The 15,867-nt window shown below is 41.7% G+C and carries 17 protein-coding genes, 1 tRNA gene and 2 pseudogenes; 9 read left to right on the forward strand and 11 right to left on the reverse strand.

The window, feature by feature from the left end:
* The first annotated feature begins 100 nt into the window (after positions 1 to 100).
* Together R2I63_RS07690 and rfaQ are read left to right on the forward strand one after the other, a co-directional pair.
* Positions 101 to 847, forward strand: coding sequence for a hypothetical protein (locus R2I63_RS07690; RefSeq protein ID WP_316356425.1), 747 nt, complete (start codon positions 101 to 103; stop codon positions 845 to 847).
* The gene (gene rfaQ, locus R2I63_RS07695; RefSeq protein WP_316356427.1) at positions 804 to 1,913 is read left to right on the forward strand and encodes a putative lipopolysaccharide heptosyltransferase III; all 1,110 of its coding nucleotides are present in this window, start codon (positions 804 to 806) and stop codon (positions 1,911 to 1,913) included. The genes R2I63_RS07690 and rfaQ overlap by 44 nt, the downstream gene beginning before the upstream one ends.
* Before the next feature lie 58 nt (positions 1,914 to 1,971).
* Here rfaQ and lptB read toward each other — a convergent pair whose 3' ends face one another.
* From lptB to kdsA, 4 genes are read right to left on the reverse strand one after another with little or no spacing between them, the layout of a single operon-like run.
* A complete protein-coding gene (gene lptB, locus R2I63_RS07700) occupies positions 1,972 to 2,691 on the reverse strand; it encodes an LPS export ABC transporter ATP-binding protein (protein ID WP_316356430.1) in 720 nt (239 codons plus the stop codon).
* Positions 2,688 to 4,040: a hypothetical protein gene (locus R2I63_RS07705; protein WP_316356432.1), complete on the reverse strand. Its 1,353-nt coding sequence runs from the start codon at positions 4,038 to 4,040 to the stop codon at positions 2,688 to 2,690. Before R2I63_RS07705 ends, lptB begins: the two co-directional genes overlap by 4 nt.
* Positions 4,037 to 4,642 (reverse strand): hypothetical protein, encoded by a 606-nt coding sequence (locus R2I63_RS07710; RefSeq protein ID WP_316356434.1) that lies wholly within the window; start codon positions 4,640 to 4,642, stop codon positions 4,037 to 4,039. The genes R2I63_RS07705 and R2I63_RS07710 overlap by 4 nt, the downstream gene beginning before the upstream one ends.
* Entirely contained in the window at positions 4,643 to 5,461 is an 819-nt protein-coding gene (gene kdsA / locus R2I63_RS07715; RefSeq protein WP_316356436.1) for a 3-deoxy-8-phosphooctulonate synthase, read from the reverse strand.
* Positions 5,462 to 5,587: 126 nt separating this feature from the next.
* Here kdsA and R2I63_RS07720 point away from each other — a divergent pair.
* From R2I63_RS07720 to R2I63_RS07730, 3 genes are all read left to right on the forward strand, one after another.
* A tRNA-Arg gene (locus tag R2I63_RS07720) sits at positions 5,588 to 5,661 on the forward strand.
* A gap of 21 nt (positions 5,662 to 5,682) precedes the next feature.
* A complete protein-coding gene (locus tag R2I63_RS07725; protein WP_316356438.1) occupies positions 5,683 to 8,310 on the forward strand; it encodes a hypothetical protein in 2,628 nt (875 codons plus the stop codon).
* A gap of 202 nt (positions 8,311 to 8,512) precedes the next feature.
* The gene (locus tag R2I63_RS07730) at positions 8,513 to 8,641 is read left to right on the forward strand and encodes a hypothetical protein (RefSeq protein WP_316356440.1); all 129 of its coding nucleotides are present in this window, start codon (positions 8,513 to 8,515) and stop codon (positions 8,639 to 8,641) included.
* A 213-nt stretch (positions 8,642 to 8,854) separates the two neighbouring features.
* Here the strand turns inward: R2I63_RS07730 and R2I63_RS07735 are convergent, their stop codons facing one another.
* From R2I63_RS07735 to R2I63_RS07755, 5 genes are all read right to left on the reverse strand, one after another.
* Entirely contained in the window at positions 8,855 to 9,109 is a 255-nt protein-coding gene (locus R2I63_RS07735) for a KH domain-containing protein (RefSeq protein ID WP_316356443.1), read from the reverse strand.
* A gap of 96 nt (positions 9,110 to 9,205) precedes the next feature.
* Entirely contained in the window at positions 9,206 to 10,099 is an 894-nt protein-coding gene (locus R2I63_RS07740; protein WP_316356446.1) for an RluA family pseudouridine synthase, read from the reverse strand.
* Between the two features lie 43 nt (positions 10,100 to 10,142).
* Complete coding sequence (locus tag R2I63_RS07745; protein WP_316356449.1) at positions 10,143 to 10,424, reverse strand: hypothetical protein; 282 nt, start codon at positions 10,422 to 10,424, stop codon at positions 10,143 to 10,145.
* Positions 10,425 to 10,438: 14 nt separating this feature from the next.
* Positions 10,439 to 10,594 (reverse strand): hypothetical protein, encoded by a 156-nt coding sequence (locus R2I63_RS07750; RefSeq protein ID WP_316356451.1) that lies wholly within the window; start codon positions 10,592 to 10,594, stop codon positions 10,439 to 10,441.
* 195 nt (positions 10,595 to 10,789) lie between these two features.
* Positions 10,790 to 10,990 carry a hypothetical protein gene (locus R2I63_RS07755; RefSeq protein WP_316356453.1) on the reverse strand — a complete coding sequence of 67 codons (201 nt, stop codon included), beginning with the start codon at positions 10,988 to 10,990 and terminating at the stop codon, positions 10,790 to 10,792.
* Positions 10,991 to 11,079: 89 nt separating this feature from the next.
* Between R2I63_RS07755 and R2I63_RS07760 the strand changes: the two genes are divergently transcribed.
* The 4 genes and pseudogenes from R2I63_RS07760 to R2I63_RS07775 all read left to right on the forward strand — a co-directional run bounded on the left by R2I63_RS07760 (position 11,080) and on the right by R2I63_RS07775 (position 14,263).
* A complete protein-coding gene (locus R2I63_RS07760; RefSeq protein WP_316356454.1) occupies positions 11,080 to 11,673 on the forward strand; it encodes a regulatory protein RecX in 594 nt (197 codons plus the stop codon).
* Between the two features lie 47 nt (positions 11,674 to 11,720).
* Entirely contained in the window at positions 11,721 to 12,692 is a 972-nt protein-coding gene (locus R2I63_RS07765) for a hypothetical protein (RefSeq protein ID WP_316356455.1), read from the forward strand.
* Positions 12,668 to 13,825 (forward strand): polymer-forming cytoskeletal protein, encoded by a 1,158-nt coding sequence (locus R2I63_RS07770; protein WP_316356458.1) that lies wholly within the window; start codon positions 12,668 to 12,670, stop codon positions 13,823 to 13,825. The genes R2I63_RS07765 and R2I63_RS07770 overlap by 25 nt, the downstream gene beginning before the upstream one ends.
* A 71-nt stretch (positions 13,826 to 13,896) precedes the next feature.
* A pseudogene (locus R2I63_RS07775) lies at positions 13,897 to 14,263 on the forward strand (transposase).
* A gap of 188 nt (positions 14,264 to 14,451) precedes the next feature.
* Here R2I63_RS07775 and R2I63_RS07780 read toward each other — a convergent pair.
* Positions 14,452 to 15,285 (reverse strand): annotated as a pseudogene (locus tag R2I63_RS07780) (IS3 family transposase); the annotation flags it as partial.
* Positions 15,286 to 15,302: 17 nt separating this feature from the next.
* Positions 15,303 to 15,593, reverse strand: a complete 291-nt coding sequence (locus R2I63_RS07785; protein ID WP_316356459.1) for a transposase — start codon at positions 15,591 to 15,593, stop codon at positions 15,303 to 15,305.
* Positions 15,594 to 15,867: the final 274 nt, after the last annotated feature.

Here is a 15,867-nt window from a genome sequence, read left to right on the forward strand (position 1 = left end):
TGGTGGGGGACACGTTAACATAAAGTGATTAAAAAAACAACTTGACATTTGATTCCAAACCCTCTAATCTCCTCCCCTTCAACCCAATGAGGAGAAGGTTATGCTTAAGATTGTTCCTAAGGATTTTGAATGTTTAGTTTGTTTGGGCGATTTTGCACCAAAAGATGATGCCAATCCCACGGTCATGATTGAAAGTTGTGGAGAGTATCTACATAAAGAATGCTTAGAAAGACAAGTCTTAATAAACTTTAATGATGCTATTGGTAATTTTTTCTCAAACACAGGAAACTTTATTTCGAAGTTTCATTCTTTGCAAAGGCGATATCTAACTCCAAATCAACATTTTTCTATAAAAGAAATTGTTTACAACCATAGCATCGATGAGGTGTGGAAGGAATTAGGGACAAAAGAGTTTATTGAAAAAGAGGGATTCCGTTCGTCGTATGAGTATTTTGCACCAGCTGGGCTTCGAGACTACTTTAGATATGAGAACCCCGGGAACCTTTCACTAGATGAGATTCGTAGTAAACTTGGCGCTAGTCGAGACCCTGTTTATGGAACAGCTGAGTGGGATATTGTTCATTGGACAACTTTTGGGGTTCGGCTTATTTACAACTTTGCTGTTGCTTTGATTGTCGATGTTGGCTTGGAAGCAACAATATGGGTAAGCGATAATCTTTTTGATAGCAAGCATGTGAGAGAAAATACACAGAATTTTCGTGAGGGGAATGTCAGCCATCGCTTTACTCACCTCTTTAAGGAATATTGGGGAATGACATATAATCCAGAGCTTAAGGACTCATTTGAGACTAAAGCTTGGAAGTGGATTCGTGCTAGGACAATATGATATAGATTTTCTAAAGATCCGGAAAGTATTGGTGGCAAAACTTCGCCATCATGGGGATGTGCTCCTCAGTAGTCCCGTTTTTTCTGTATTAAAAGAAAGATTTCCTCATCTAGAAATCGATGCTTATATCTACTCGGAAACCTTTCCTATGCTAGGAGGACATCCGGCAATTTCGAGCTTTCTTCTCTATGACAAAGGGTGGAAGAAGCTCCCTATTTGGAAGCGGTACTTGGAGGAGATGAAACTTCTCCGAGCTATTCGAAAGAAAGGGTACGATCTTGTTATTAATCTTACCGAGGGGGATCGAGGAGCGATTGCTGCAAAGGTTTCTAAGGCTCCTTTTGCCATTGGATTCGATCCTCAAGGGGATGGGATGAAGGGAAAGACCTCTTGTTACACCCATCTGGTTAAACACACACCTCGTCCTCGCCATACCGTGGAAAAGCAGCTCGATGCTTTGAGGTGTTTAGGAATTTTCCCGACCTCTAGTGAAAGGGATCTCACTTTTGATATTCCTGAAGCGGCCTATGAGAAGGTGGCCTTGCTTGTTCCAGAGTCCTATGTGGCAGTCCACCCTGTTTCTCGGTGGATGTTTAAAACTCTTCCCATTGAAACGATGATTGCTGTTTGTGAGTACCTTCAAGAAAGAGGGGAGACTCTTGTTCTAACAGCCAGTCCTGACCCCCTCGAAATGGAAATGAATAGGCAGATTCAAGAGGCTCTTCCAAGAGCCGTTGACCTTTCGGGGAAAATCTCTCTTAAGGAGCTCGGCGCGGTAATTGACAAAAGCAATTTTCTATTTACGGTGGACTCTGTTCCTCTTCATATTGCAAGCGCTCTAAAGAAACATGTGGCTGTTGTCTTTGGTCCGACTTGCGACCAAAATTGGGGGCCTTATCGCAACCCTCATTCTTGTGTAATTTCCCTTGATCTTTCTTGCCGTCCCTGCTACCAACCAGGTTGCGGCGGCTCAGGAAGAAGTGATTGCCTTCAGACACTTACTCCAAAAGAAATTATTTCGAACCTCCACAGTTTCTTTGAATCCTTATCGCAACCTCAGTACTAGTAACTGAGGTTTGTTATCGTGGTTTAAGTTTAAATTGATAAACCTAAGCCACTACATTCTACAGTTCGAAATCTTCACCGAAATAAGTGGAGCGAGCGTCCTTGCTGGTGAGCAGGTCGGCGATAGTGCCAGAATGGGTTACTCGCCCCTCTTGGATGAGGTAGGAGTGGTCGACAATGGAGGAAACTTCGCGGGCGTTATGGTCTGTGATAAGGACACTGATATTTTTTGAGGTGAGGTGGCGGATCATTTGCTTGACATCGTAGATGGTGAGCGGATCGATATTAGCAAAGGGCTCATCAAGAAGAAGGAGTCTTGGGTTTGTAACTAGAGAGCGTGTAATTTCAAGGCGCCTCCGTTCTCCCCCTGATAGAGTTGTTGCACGTTTTTTTGCGTGGGGTGTGAGGTGAAGCTCTTCAAGGAGCTCTTCAAGGCGTCTTTTTCTTTCCTGACGCGTGATGGGAAGAGTTTCAAGAATGCAGAGGATATTTTGTTCGACGGTCAGTTGCCTAAAAATTGAAGGTTCTTGTGCTAGATATCCCATTCCCATTTGTGCCCGCGTATGAACAGGGCTGGAGGTGACATCTGAGTCGTTAAAAAAGACTGACCCGCTATCGGGATGAATCAATCCGATTGCCATATAAAAGGCAGTTGTTTTCCCGGCACCATTGGGACCTAGAAGACCGACAACTTGTCCTGCTCGTACATTGAAGGAAAGGCCGTTTACCACTTTTTTTCCAGAGTATGATTTTGAAAGATCTTTGACTTTAAGAATCATGGGGCCTCCTTTAGGAATTTTTCAAAACGTTTTCCCTCTTCTTCACTAAATGTAAAGCGGACGGTTCCGATTCCTTTTATCGATTCTTCTTTTGAAATAGGATCGATAGAAATAAGAATTTCCGGAGCACTCAGAGTAAGGTTTTTTTCGTCGTCCCAGAAAAGAACGTGGTTTCCCTCGTCAGCGAGAAGTCGCGTTTCCCTGTTGAGGGGATCATAAATAATGTGATCAGCGAGACCCTTTCTTAAGGGGCGTTCTATATCACGTGAAAAGATTTTGACATTTCCATGGAGATAGACAATGCGTGGCCTTAGTTCCATTTGCTGGAGAGCATATTCGATAGAGGCTGTATCGGAGTAAAGGCGCACTTCGCGGTTTTCATAAAGAAGTTGCTTATCCTCAGTGCCTGTACAACTCATCATTAGGTTGTCTCGATCGATCTTCAAAGTTCCATACGAGGTAAGGCTTTGGCCATTATCCGCAACTAAAACTGTTTTCCCTTCTGTCTCAATCGATTGAATTACTTTTTTCCCCAGATGAGTGCGTTGCTGCAGGGAAAAAAGATGGTCTCCAATTAGGGTTCCTATTAAGGGATCATGGATGACAATTGCCCCTCGCAATGTGAGCAGTTCATTTGTGTGGTCCCAGATCAGCAAGTTAGATGCAAACTCGCAACTCCTTTCGTCGTCATTCGGGGAAAAGAGAGAGGAGAGTTTTCCTTTAGGAGAGTGGAACGTCAGTAGATTTGTTTCTGAGTCAAAGGAAATCTTTTGAGCATCAACAGTATCTTCTAAATGTGTGAGATGACAAGGTTTTTTTAGTTCGTTGGCAGTTGCAACAAGGATGTTATTTGTGTAATAGGCTTGATCGCAATCAAGATGAAAGTCTTCTAGGTAATCAATGTGCACGTCTTCCTTAGCCAGGAGGGAATCCAAGTCGAAGGCAGTTTCGCTTTTCGAGAAGGTTAGATCGACTGCAGCACTAAAGAGTTCTAGATCATTTCCGTGGTAGACAACGGGATACTCTCCACTTAGAATAGTTCCTTTAAGTGTCTGAAAGTCGAGGAAAGCTTGATCAGAAAATAGTTTTCCCTGGTCTTCAAAAAATATAGAAACCTGATCTTTTAAATGAATTGATGAAAACTCTAGGGAAGGTCCCCCCTTTTTAAAGATTGCGTTTTCTGCTTCCATTTGGCCTAGGTCATGATCAAGAAGAACATGTCCTTCGAGTCTGAGCATTTCGCCATCATAGGTAGCATGGTCTGAAGAAAGATCAGAGGACATTTCAACAGCGGGGATTTCAGCGAGCAAGGGGGTTAATGAGGTGAGAAGGAGAATGGCTGCTTTCATGGGATTTTTCCTTGGGGGCGGATTTGGGCTTTGAATTTTTCAGCATGGAAATTTGGAGTGCCATTTGAAAAAGATAAAGAGACTTCTTCGGCAATTCCTTTTAAATAGGCATCGTCAGCATCGAGGTGTGTGACTAAAGATTCCCCAGGCATTCTATAGAGGGCAAGAAAAACGCTGTGTGCATCAAAAAAGTGGTCGGTGTAGCGATAAGTACCTTCTCCTGACTGTAGATAGCGAATCTGTTGCATTGGCTCTCCTTCTTCTTTTTCTAATCTTTCTTGAAAAAAGCATTTCATCCCAATCATTTGTTCGATAAGCTCTACCCGGTTCCCATGGGGAATTGCGGTGAGGATTGAGCGAGGGCTTTCAATACGGTGATGGAGGCGTACATGATCTTTGTCTGAAATCCAAAGATCTTTAGCAACACCCTTTCTCATTTGTTTATTGGGGAATTTTTCCTCGTGTTTTGGCATGGAAATTTCTTGGGTCAGCATCTCTTCGATACTTCCTCCTTCTTTAAAGGAATAGAAGCCTTGAAACAAAACCCCACCGGTGAAGAGTACTAGAATAAAAAAAGCAATGATTGTTGTTCTCTTGATCAATTAAGATCCTTGTTGAATCAATTTATAAAGAGGGAGAGCCTCCCTTAAAAGCTTCTGCAGTTCATTAAAAGGCATGACCGAATGCTTGTCACTTTTTGCCTGAGAGGGATTGTCATGTGATTCAATATAAAGAAGATTGGCGCCTGCTGCTAGTGCAGATTTTGCAAGAGGAGGGATAAATTCACGTTGGCCTCCAGATTGGCTCCCCATTCCACCAGGAAGTTGAACCGAATGAGAGGCATCAAAGCAAACTGGAAACCCATAATTTTTAAGGACGGGGATTGTTCTCATATCTGAGACAAGGTTGTTGTACCCAAAAGAAGTTCCTCGATCAGTAAGGATAATTCTGTCATTTCCCGTTGAAAGAAGCTTTTTTACAACATGTTCCATGTCCCAAGGGGACATAAATTGTCCCTTCTTAATATTGATAACAGCACCTGTTTCTCCTGCTGCAATGAGAAGATCGGTTTGTCGACACAGGAAGGCGGGAATTTGGAGGATATCACAAACCTCAGCGGCAGGAGCTGCTTCCTCTGGATGATGGATATCGGTAAATACAGGAAGGTCGAGCTCTTCTTTGACTTTTTTTAGGATGCGAAGACCTTCTTTCATTCCAGGGCCTCGATACGAATCGATAGATGAGCGGTTCGCTTTGTCGTAACTCGATTTGTAAATGAATTGAACTCCGCAATCTGCAAACATTTTTTTGAGCTCAGATGCAGTTTTCAAAGCATGGGCTTCACTTTCAATCACGCAAGGGCCAGATATCACGACAAGAGGTGTATCTTTTCCAATCTCAACTTCACCAATCTTTAACATTTTTTTTCCTTATTTTTTGGTCTATTACCACTTATGAGATAAATATACTTGAAAATCATTTTTCTTATGACTAAAATCCACAGTATCTGTGAATATTTCTCGGAAAAAACCACAGATGAAATTTGAGGACTGATAGCTCAGCTGGATAGAGCATCCGCCTTCTAAGCGGACGGTCGCAGGTTCGAGTCCTGCTCAGTCCGTTTATTTAAATGTAAGTGTCCATGGGAAAAAAGCGTGATCATCCTCCACTTCTTGGGGAGTATCCTTTTGAATCGAAGACGTTCAAAGGACTCGACGAGATTTTTAAGACCTTTCAAACGAAAGAGTTTCAAGAAAAAAATGAGCATGATAAGTCCGATTTTGTGAATCGAGCCCTCGTCGACTTAATTTTAAAGGCTCCCGAGCCCTCTTTTTTATTGGAAGGAGTGGTTGAATATATCGGACGTGTCGACCAGGAAAAAGTTCTTGAGCAGCACTCGTTTTCTTTTTTTGAGCTTTGGCTCAACCATTTTTCGGGGCTTAGCAAGGAAGAAAATTACAAAATTCGAGGTAAGATTGTTGGAAAGTGGATTCCACGAGATGCTTACCAAATCTATTTTCCTATTGGAATGGGCAAGTCTTATCCAGGAACGCATTTTGTCACAGCCCACAACTCTCCAGATCTAGATACGACTGTAGCTTCTTTTTGGGGCTGGGTCGATGCATTTGCAGCGCGTGTCAGCAATGGGCTTCACATTTGGAATGTCCCAGGTGGTCCGCCTTCCGCACAAGTTGAAATCGGGTTCCTTTTTGAGGAGCTTTTTGGTCCCCAGGTCTTTAATTGTTTAGCAAAAACGCGTCTTTCTCTCACATTGACCAGTTTGGATCTTCTTTCGCAAAAGGGGATGATTCGAAAGCATACCAGTGATCGAGCCTTAAGTTTTGACCATGAAAGGCAACAAAGTGCTGTTGTTCTGATCGATGAACATGGATATTATCTTGGTGATTGGCGAACGATTGATTTGGAAGGAATTTGGCAAGTTGTAATGGCTTTTAACAATTGCCTCATGTGGTTTGAATCAAACCTTCACATCCAGCTGATTTCCTGCTTTGCCCAGAAAAAACTGACGATTGATCACATTTCAAAAGAAATTCGTGGGCTTTTGGAGATGAAAATTAGTGAATGTGCTCCTGCAAAAGAGCTTCCTCTAAACCTCCTTCAATTTGTGAATGACTACCTTGTCAAGGTACTCGGAATTGCTAAAGGGAATGAAGCATCATTTGAAGAATTTTCTTTGTCGATGGAAAAGATTGGTATTGTCAATTTTACTCAGATTATTTCGTGGCTTCGTTCTCTTCTCAAATCAGAGCTATTTGATGCTTCGGGAGTTTTAACTGAGAATCGCCCTCTGATTTTTAATCAGCTTGAAATTTTAGTGAAACTTCTCTCCAATGCATTTTCAAGCATTCGGAAACATGTTGACAGTTTAGCCATAGCATTCCAAATTAAGACAGATGTCTTTGGATTTAAGCCTCAGTATTTATCTCACCGAACCGATATTGAAGAGATCCGCTCTAAAATGGGGAATTATTCGTACCTTACCGTTAATCAAACCGATTTAGAGGGGCGCCCCATTCCTATTGGGGTGATCCATAGCCATGAACTCCAAGATGAAGCGCTGGGGACGGTAACTCTTCGAGATTTTTGTAATCGAGAAGAGATGAAAATCCCTTCTTACCTCCAGGTCATCAGCGTCATTGACCATCATAAAAGCTCGCTTGTCACTGATACGCCCCCAAAAGCGATGATTAGTGATGTACAATCTTCGAATTCAATTGTTGCAGAGCTGGCATTTGCGATTAACGACCAATACGGCCTTGGCGGATTGTCGGAAAAGGATGTTGATGCGCAACTGCAAGAAGTTGAGAAGAAGCTTAGTTGTGTTCGAGACATTCGAATATACCAACGCCTCCTCCAGAAGAAAAAAGTTTTGCATACTGATTGTGAACATTATGTCGATCCGAAGCGGGAACTTGTTGAGTACCTTCATTTTATTTATGCGATTCTTGACGATACTGATCTATTGACCAAAGTCTCGCGGGTTGATGTGAATTGTATGGCCTCGCTTCTTAACCGGATGAAGTCTCTTATTGCCAAGAAAGAGATGGAGATTGTGGATTTTGATGACATCCGAGAGGATGAGGATTACACCAGTAAAGCAGCTGAGCGACTCCTTCAAAATGAAGACTTTTATTCTCTTTATAGCAAAGTCTATGAACACAAAGAGCAAGGGGTTGATGAAAATCTTAAAAGAGCGCTTAGAGGAGAGTCTTCAAACGTCTTTATCGACACAAAAATTCTCAACTATTGCAACCGTGTTGGACAAACAAAGATTTTTGCATGCAACTATTCTAACTTTGAAAAATCTGCACCAGAGCTTCGCAAACTATGGTATGAAAAAGCCCTCAATATTTATGCAAACAATAGAGAGATCATGCTTCACCTTCATGCAACCTCGACTGTTGCAAGTGCTCAAGAGCTCTTTAAGGGAGGGAAGATCTCATACAATCATAATGATGAAATGTGGTTTTGGATTCCTCATACAGAACTTGCTGTTGAGAAATTGAAACTTTTTCTGAGTGGATTTAAAGGGTCGCCTACCGCTCAACGGCTTGAATTTGAGCTTGAGCTCTTAGGGAATAACGCACGGGAACTTTCTCAGATCTTTAAGGAGAGTTTTCTGCCGATCAAGCATCACCTTCCTCAAACTCCAAGCGATCTTCCGATTGCCATCCTTCGGTATAGTGCGGGTGGTCTCAATTCGCGCAAAGCAATGATTGCCCCATATCTTCCTAGACTCGAGCAATAGGGTTTCTTCTTATACACCTCATCGACTCCGAGTCTTGTGATGTATTCATAAGCTGTAGATTCCATGTATTTTCGGATTGTACTGTTTTTTGCCTCTTGAAACCATAGATCTTCCCAATTGTTCTCTATCGGGATCACATCAATGAAGAACCGGTCAAAATCGATGGCTTTAAGAACGTCTAATTCTCAGCCCTCTATGTCTAATGACAAAAAATCGACCTCCCTATTCCCCTGATCTAAACCCTATTGAACACAAGTGGGCACAGGCAAAGTCTAAGCGAAGAAAATATCAATGTGGAATAGACGAACTTTTCAAGGAGTACTGCCTATAACTAATTTAAGTCACTTTAGCTATATATTGCATCTTGCAAAAACTGACTCTTGATATCTTGATGATTTTGCACTTTGTCTTAAAAGCTTTGCATTTATGGGCCTGTTGGAAAAGTTCCACTATATCAGTAATTTTTTTTCGAGCAAGATTCCCTCCTATAAAAAAAGGCTACCACATGTGGGTAGCCTAACGCTTATAGTCAGAAGATGTGTGTTTAGTCTTCGACTTTGGAGCCGTCTTCTTCAAGGACTTCAAGGTTGACGCGGATTCCATTGCGGCTTGCAACAGACATCAGGAGGGTGCGGATTGCGTTGATGGTTTTTCCTTTTTTCCCAATAATTTTTCCAATATCAGCCTTTTCAACGCTGAGTTCAATGATGAGGGTGTGTGTTCCGCCAATTTCATTAATCTTTACTTTGTCAGGATTGTCTACGAGATTTTTTACGATGTACTCTACAAATTCTTTCATGGTTCGGTCCTTGGTTGCGTGCCGGTAATAAATAGCTCCTACCCCTGACCGCAATCAAGGGCATACCCCATGATAGTAAAAATTGATGATATTAATCTAGAATTTTTGAATGTAATCTGACCACTTCTGGAAATCCTCAGGGGGAGGAGCTGTGATTTCAACCCTTTCTCCTGTCGAGGGATGGGGAAAAGAAAGGTGGTGAGCATGAAGAAGAGTACGAAGCGCACCCAACTTTCGGCTAAGCTTTTCAGGTCCGTAAATAGGGTCTCCCAGAACGGGGGTATTTTGAGCTTTAAGATGGACTCGAATTTGGTGGGTACGGCCAGTAATTGGTTTTGCACGAACAAAAGAAAAGCCCTCGCGGCTATCAATCACTTCAAAATGAGTCAAGGCATGACGTCCCGTTTCAACAGTAGTCATTTCCTTGCGCTTTACGCGGTGGCGTCCAATAGGCGCATCAATCGACTCTTTTGAGGGCTTTCCGACCGTAATCGTGAGATATTCCTTATCGATTTTTCTATTTGAAAAAGCTTCGATGAGCTTCCGGTGAGCTTCCGAAGTTTTTGCAGCAAGAAGGACTCCAGAGGTGTCTTTATCAAGGCGATGGACAATACCTGGGCGGAGGTCTTGGGGAGGGAGTGATTTGCAATGATAAAGGAGGGCATTGACAAAGGTTCCCTTAGGATGACCGGGAGCGGGATGGACAACCATTCCGACTGGTTTATTGATACAGATAACATCTTCATCTTCATATAGGATTTCCAATGGAATATCCTGTGGGATGAGCTCCAGCTCTGGAGAGACGCTAAAAAAGATTTGAATCTCATCCCCTATAGCTGGGATCTCTCGCTTTTTCATCCCTTTCCCATTCCGGGTAATTGAGCCGATTTCAATTAAATATTGAAAATAGCTACGAGAATAATCTGTAAATCGCTTAGCTAAAAGCTTATCGATCCTTATAGGCTCATCTATAATAAAACTTTTGATCATGGGGAAAATTATAACACAGGAGGTAATTTATAGGAGGGAGCTCTTAACCATCTTCATCGATTCGTTCTTTGATTTTTTGTTGCACCTTTTTGTGTTGAGCTTGTGATTGTTTCATACTGGTTTGGATCATTTGCATCATATTTTGTTCGAATGCTGAGACCTCTTCTGGAGTAACATCGGCTCCAAACCACTGGGTCATCCATTTTTGGAATCCTGGAGCTTTTGACCCTGTATACATCTTGCTCATTCCTGTTTGAAATTGCTCTGGAGTACTACCTGATTGGGTAGGATCGCTTCCATCATTAGGTCCTTGAACGCCACTCACCACGCTTTTCTCCCTTAAAGATTTTCTTCTTTTCCAATTGCTGCAACTTGATTTGCATACTGATTATGAAAAAAGTTAATCGCCGTATCCTCGTTAGGATCGGTCACTTGTTGCACTGGTTCTTGTGGGGGAATACTCCCTGAAGAGCCGACACCTGAAACGCCACTCATTTTCCTTCTCCTTGCCTAATCTAAACTGTAGCTTGGATATTTCATGAAATCCAGAAAAATCCGCATAATTTGTTTTCCAATCTATTCAATAAACTATCTTGGAAAGGCTTATAGTATTGCAGCTTTAAGCGGGTGAATAATTTTAGGGCAAAAAAAGCCCTCACATTGTGAGGGCTGATCTTTTGAAATCTTGATTTAGCCACCATCTTGGCCGGCAATAGCTGGATCACCTGTTGATTGAGCTAAAGACTGTAGACTACTTTCGTAGGTCTGATTAACTTCACTAGTCAGGTTAGTGTTCTGAACGTCCTGCATCTCAAGCTGTTGCATGAGGTCTGCTTGAGCTGAGCTTTGAGTCTCTGAGACTCCACTAACGGCTTCAATTGCGTCTGACATAATTTTGCCTTCTCCCACGTTGTTTTCTATTTATCCTTAGGCCTATTATAAACTATGCGATTTAATTCTACAAATTTTGTAAAGAATTCATGAAGATAGAAATTATTGACAATAAGCGCTTTGCGGATATTTTAGTTGACGGAGAAAAGTGGAAAGAAGTTTATAGGCGTCTCTATAAGAATCACTTAAGAGAAATTCTTCGCGTCTCTACAAAAAAAGATCTAAGTGACTTATGCTTAAGAATTGATATAAAACTTGCTCGAATGCTCGTGTATAAGTGGCTTGCACTTAGAGGGTTTATGAAAACAGAACTCACAAAGAAGCTCATCTCTTATAAAATCGACTCCCGGGCTACAGCTGAGGTCCTCTCAGAGTGCGAAAAATTGGGCTATTTAGACGATATGAGGGAGGGAAATCTCTTTATTGAGCGGGGGAAGAGAAGAGGGCTGGGGCCTCAGCTCATTGCAATGAAGCTCTGGCAGAAGGCCCCAGAGCTAAAAGAGATGGCGTGCGATTCCTTTACCGATGATGAGCAACGGGATCAAATTACGCAGTGGATTAAGAAGAAGACGCGCTCTGCAGATCTTTCAGAACTCAAAGTAAAACAACGCCTTTACCGGTTTTTGATCGGCAAGGGGTTTGATAATTCTCTAGTTCGGGAACAATTGCTTGTAGACGAGTAAGCATCAGATAAGCTATATACGGTTTTTTTGATTAGGTCGCAAAGTATATGCAAGTTGGTGTTGTTGGAATCAATCATAAATCGTCTTCGTTAGCGCTTCGTGAAAGGCTTGCAAGGGCATTTCAAAAAGAATTTCAAAGTGCTTCGAACTGGATACTTCTTTCCACGTGTAACAGAACGGAGCTCTTTTTCTGTGCTCCGAGTTTAGCGGGGAAGCAGATTGAGATACTTGCAAAACTACGAAGCCAGATTTCAGGAAGTTTTGAACATGCTCTTTACTCCTATTTTGGTCAGGATTGTTTTCATCATTTAGGAAAAGTTATTTCAGGAATTGATAGTGCGATCCTTGGGGAAAGTGATATTCAAAGGCAGGCAAAACTAGCCTATGAAGCTGCAAGGAAAAGAGGACATCTTTCTCATGAGCTCCATTATCTGTTTCAAAAAGGACTTAAGATTGGAAAGGAGATAAGAACCTCATTTCTCCTCTCCAAAAAAGGAGTCCCTCTCCCGCTTGCGATTCAATCGATTATAGAAGGGAATCAGAAAGTCATTAAAAATTGCCGCGTTCTATTCGTTGGCAATTCCTCCATCAACCGGCAGCTTATGGTTTTCTTTAAGCAGAAAGGATGTCATCAACTGACCCTGTGTACAAGAATGAAACAAGGGGAGTTTTCCAATCTGAAGGTCACTCACTGGGACAAACTTTCAGAGTGGGATTGTTATGATGTTGTTATTTGTGGGACCAATCACGACAGTTTTGTCATCGACAGACCGGAAAAACAGGTTGAGGATACGCTCCTTTTTGATTTAAGTGTTCCTAGAAATATCAATCCAAGTCTTGCTAAGCACCCTAAGTTAACGCTTTATAATATCGACCAAATTGGTGAGATTGCTCGCAAAAAGAAAGATGAAAAAGAAATTCTTCTGTGTGAGAATGTGATTGAAAAAGCTGTTGAACGGCAAATGAAACTCTTTAAAGAGCGAAGGCAAGCAAAATGGCAATACGCCGCTGCACTCTAATTTTTTTCTTACTTTTTAGTGTTCTATTTGCTGCTGAGAAAGAGGATAATGAGATTGATATCGTTGTCCTTCCCAGTACTGCTGTCGTCAATAATGATTACTTTGCAAATGGGAGAACAGTAGAAATTTCTGGCACAATCAATGGCGATCTTTATGTTTTAGGCGGGCAAGTTTTTATTGATGGGACTGTCAATGGGGATGTTTTAGCCCTAGCAGGTAGCGTTGAAGTTTCCGGAAACGTTGCGAATAATGTTCGGGTGCTTGCAGGGCAAGCGCTCATCACTGGTCATATTGGAAGAAGCCTTACAGGAGTGGCTGCAACCATTGAACTAGGCCCCTTGGCAACAATTGGAAGGAACGCTGTTCTTGTTTCAGGAAACGCAGATGTGGAGTCTCATGTTGCCAGAAACCTCCGCCTGTATTCTTCTAGTGTCCGTATCTCCGATCATATTGGGGGAAAAGTTCTAGCAAATGTGGGGCAACTCCGCTTAACTTCCAAAGTTGTAATCGATGGGTCTCTTGAGTACTGGAGCAATAAAAATGCACTTATCGATCCCAATGCTGCAATCAAAGGAGGAGTGACCCATCATCCTTCATTCTTCTATGACCTCATACATAACAAAGTGTTTAATTGGTTAAAGATTGGATCGAAGTTTGCTGGTCTTGTCATGAACTTCTTCTATAGCTTTATTATCGGTCTCATCATGCTTCGCTACTTCCCTCAAAGGATTGAGTGGACCACTGTGATGCTCAATACTAAACCAGCGCAGTCGGCTGTTGCGGGGATTGTGTTGATTTTTCTCCTTCCTATTATCATGCTTGCCATGATCATCACCATACTTGGCGTTCCCTTTGCTTTGACACTACTCTCTCTAACTATTGTAGGTTTTTACATAGCGAAGATCCTCTCTATCTTGTGGCTTTCAACCCACCTCTTTTGGCGTTTTGAATTCAAAAGGCATAAAAAGCTCTACTTTGCCTTTGCCTTGATTGTCTACTTCATTCTCTCAATGATTCCTTATCTAGGTGTCGTCATTACCTCAGCAGCATTAGTTCTTGGAATTGGCGGCGCTGTCCTTGGTAAGATCGAAAAAGAGAATAAGAAAAAGAAGGGATTCTTTCAGAAGGGTTAGACAGTGTCGTCAAGAAATTTTGAATTTGATATACTTTGCTGTCTTATACCAATGCAACAAAGGAATTTTCTATGGGAAAAGCATCGCATCGTCGCCACGATATTTCAGATAAAGTCTGGGAATTGTTAGCTCCTCACCTGCCAGGTCGAAAAGGAGGTTGGGGCGCCGTAGCAAAAGATAACCGTCTGTTCGTTAACGCTGTTTTCTGGATTCTTCGAACAGGCTCTCCTTGGAGAGACTTACCACCCTCTGAGGTCAAATCGCAAAAAATGGATAGAATTTGATAAAGAACTATATAAGCTTCGACACCTTGTAGAAAATGCTTTTCTCCACCTAAAACGATGGCGTGGAATAGCCACTCGATATGCCAAAAACACAGCTTCATTCATAGCTGCAGTGCAAATTTGTTGTATCGCTCTTTGGGCTTCTATCTCATGACGACACTATCTAGAACAAAAAAATCCTCGGGTGTCGGCTCGAGGATTAAAGGTTTTTCTTCAGGGACTTTTCATAAAAAAGTTTTGACATCGAATAAGATTTAACAGAAGATTAAGGTGCACCCCATTGTCAAGACAGTTTTTTGTGATTTTCTAGGAGATTTTTCGTCTCGAATGTTTCTTCATTTATTAGGCTAATGCCTCCATATATTTTATTTTCCCTGAGCTCTCAGCCCCGTGCATTTCATTAGGTGTTTTGTAGCCTAAACTCTGATGAGGTCTCTCCTCATTGTAAAATTGGATATAACAACCGAGGCTCTTTTTAGCTTCTTTCATGCTCCTATATGACCTCAAGTAAACCTCTTCATATTTCAGAGAACGCCAAAAACGCTCTATATAAATATTGTCTATGCATCTCCCTTTTCCATCCATGCTGATCTCAATACTGTGTTTCTTGAGCAGTTCTATCCAACTCTTGCTTGTAAACTGACTTCCTTGATCAGAGTTAACCATCTTTGGAAACTCTTTTTTTAACCCCTGATTCAATGCTTCTAAACATGAGCTAGCGTCCAAAAAAGGACTCAAGCTCCAACCCATAATCTGCCGGCTTACCCAGTCAATAAGCGCTGTTAAGTAAGCATATCCTCCACATATTCTTATGTATGTGATATCAACCGCCCAACAATCATTTGGTTTGAGGGGTGGCTTTTCCTTTAAGAGATAAGGATAAACTGGATCATCATCATTTCTATTTGACAGCTTTCTCTTGGGGTAAACAGCCATAAGCCCCATCTTTCTCATGAGCCTCAAGACTTTCTTTCTGTTGACCTTTGTCTCCATTCTCCTGTTTAAAATTTCAGTGATCCGTCGATACCCCAAAAAGCAATGCTTTTCATACAGATCGCGGATTTCATTCATCAGATCTACATCCTCTTTTTTACAAGACTGATAGTAAATCGTAGATCTATTGATCTTTAGTAGCTTAGCCTTTTTTGCTAGGCTTAAATTGCCTTTCAATTTTACAAGCGCCTGTCGCTCCTTTAGTGGGAGCTTCCAAGCGCTCTCTCTAAAAAATCGTTTTTAACCTTCAGCTTCCCTATGACTCCATGAAGTTTATCAACTTCTACCCGATGAGAGTGCTCTGGGCTCTTCGTTTCAAAAATTTCAGGCCCTCTTTCTTCAAGGTCCTTTTTCCAGGCATAAATCTGACTGGAAGCCACACCAAATTCTTGGCATAGCTCTGCTATCGTCTTGTTTCCCTTTAAAGCAGCCAAAGCGACTCTAAACTTAAGGGCGGGTGAATATTTACTGCTCATTTTTCTCCGTTTCATAAACTATCTCCTTTTAGTCTATCCGAGACAGCTTATTCTCCTAAACACACCTGTCTAAATTTTGGGGAGCATTATACCCCGAAAAAGTGGACGGATATGATATAGACTTTTCAAGAAAATGAGGAGTTTAAAAGAATGAAGAAATTTGACGAAGAATTCAAAGGTTAGAAATGGATATGAGAGCTACTCCACGGGAGTCTTCCGAATTTGTAGGCATGAGAAAACAGCTGGTGAAATATGTTTTTGAAAGAAGAAAGCTTTTGAATTATCTTCA

This window comes from Candidatus Neptunochlamydia sp. REUL1, from assembly GCF_963457595.1.
In the GTDB taxonomy this organism is placed as follows: Bacteria; Chlamydiota; Chlamydiia; order Chlamydiales; family Simkaniaceae; genus Neptunichlamydia.

Excerpts from the sequence above, each read along its gene's own strand:
- R2I63_RS07735 (WP_316356443.1), bottom strand. The coding sequence starts at position 9,109 with ATGAAAGAATTTGTAGAGTACATCGTAAAAAATCTCGTAGACAATCCT.
- R2I63_RS07730 (WP_316356440.1), top strand. The coding sequence starts at position 8,513 with ATGACAAAAAATCGACCTCCCTATTCCCCTGATCTAAACCCTATTGAA.
- R2I63_RS07785 (WP_316356459.1), bottom strand. The coding sequence starts at position 15,593 with ATGAAACGGAGAAAAATGAGCAGTAAATATTCACCCGCCCTTAAGTTT.
- R2I63_RS07740 (WP_316356446.1), bottom strand. The coding sequence starts at position 10,099 with ATGATCAAAAGTTTTATTATAGATGAGCCTATAAGGATCGATAAGCTT.
- R2I63_RS07770 (WP_316356458.1), top strand. The coding sequence starts at position 12,668 with ATGGCAATACGCCGCTGCACTCTAATTTTTTTCTTACTTTTTAGTGTT.
- R2I63_RS07690 (WP_316356425.1), top strand. The coding sequence starts at position 101 with ATGCTTAAGATTGTTCCTAAGGATTTTGAATGTTTAGTTTGTTTGGGC.
- lptB (WP_316356430.1), bottom strand. The coding sequence starts at position 2,691 with ATGATTCTTAAAGTCAAAGATCTTTCAAAATCATACTCTGGAAAAAAA.
- kdsA (WP_316356436.1), bottom strand. The coding sequence starts at position 5,461 with ATGTTAAAGATTGGTGAAGTTGAGATTGGAAAAGATACACCTCTTGTC.
- R2I63_RS07750 (WP_316356451.1), bottom strand. The coding sequence starts at position 10,594 with ATGAGTGGCGTTTCAGGTGTCGGCTCTTCAGGGAGTATTCCCCCACAA.
- R2I63_RS07705 (WP_316356432.1), bottom strand. The coding sequence starts at position 4,040 with ATGAAAGCAGCCATTCTCCTTCTCACCTCATTAACCCCCTTGCTCGCT.
- R2I63_RS07765 (WP_316356455.1), top strand. The coding sequence starts at position 11,721 with ATGCAAGTTGGTGTTGTTGGAATCAATCATAAATCGTCTTCGTTAGCG.
- R2I63_RS07755 (WP_316356453.1), bottom strand. The coding sequence starts at position 10,990 with ATGTCAGACGCAATTGAAGCCGTTAGTGGAGTCTCAGAGACTCAAAGC.
- R2I63_RS07725 (WP_316356438.1), top strand. The coding sequence starts at position 5,683 with ATGGGAAAAAAGCGTGATCATCCTCCACTTCTTGGGGAGTATCCTTTT.
- R2I63_RS07760 (WP_316356454.1), top strand. The coding sequence starts at position 11,080 with ATGAAGATAGAAATTATTGACAATAAGCGCTTTGCGGATATTTTAGTT.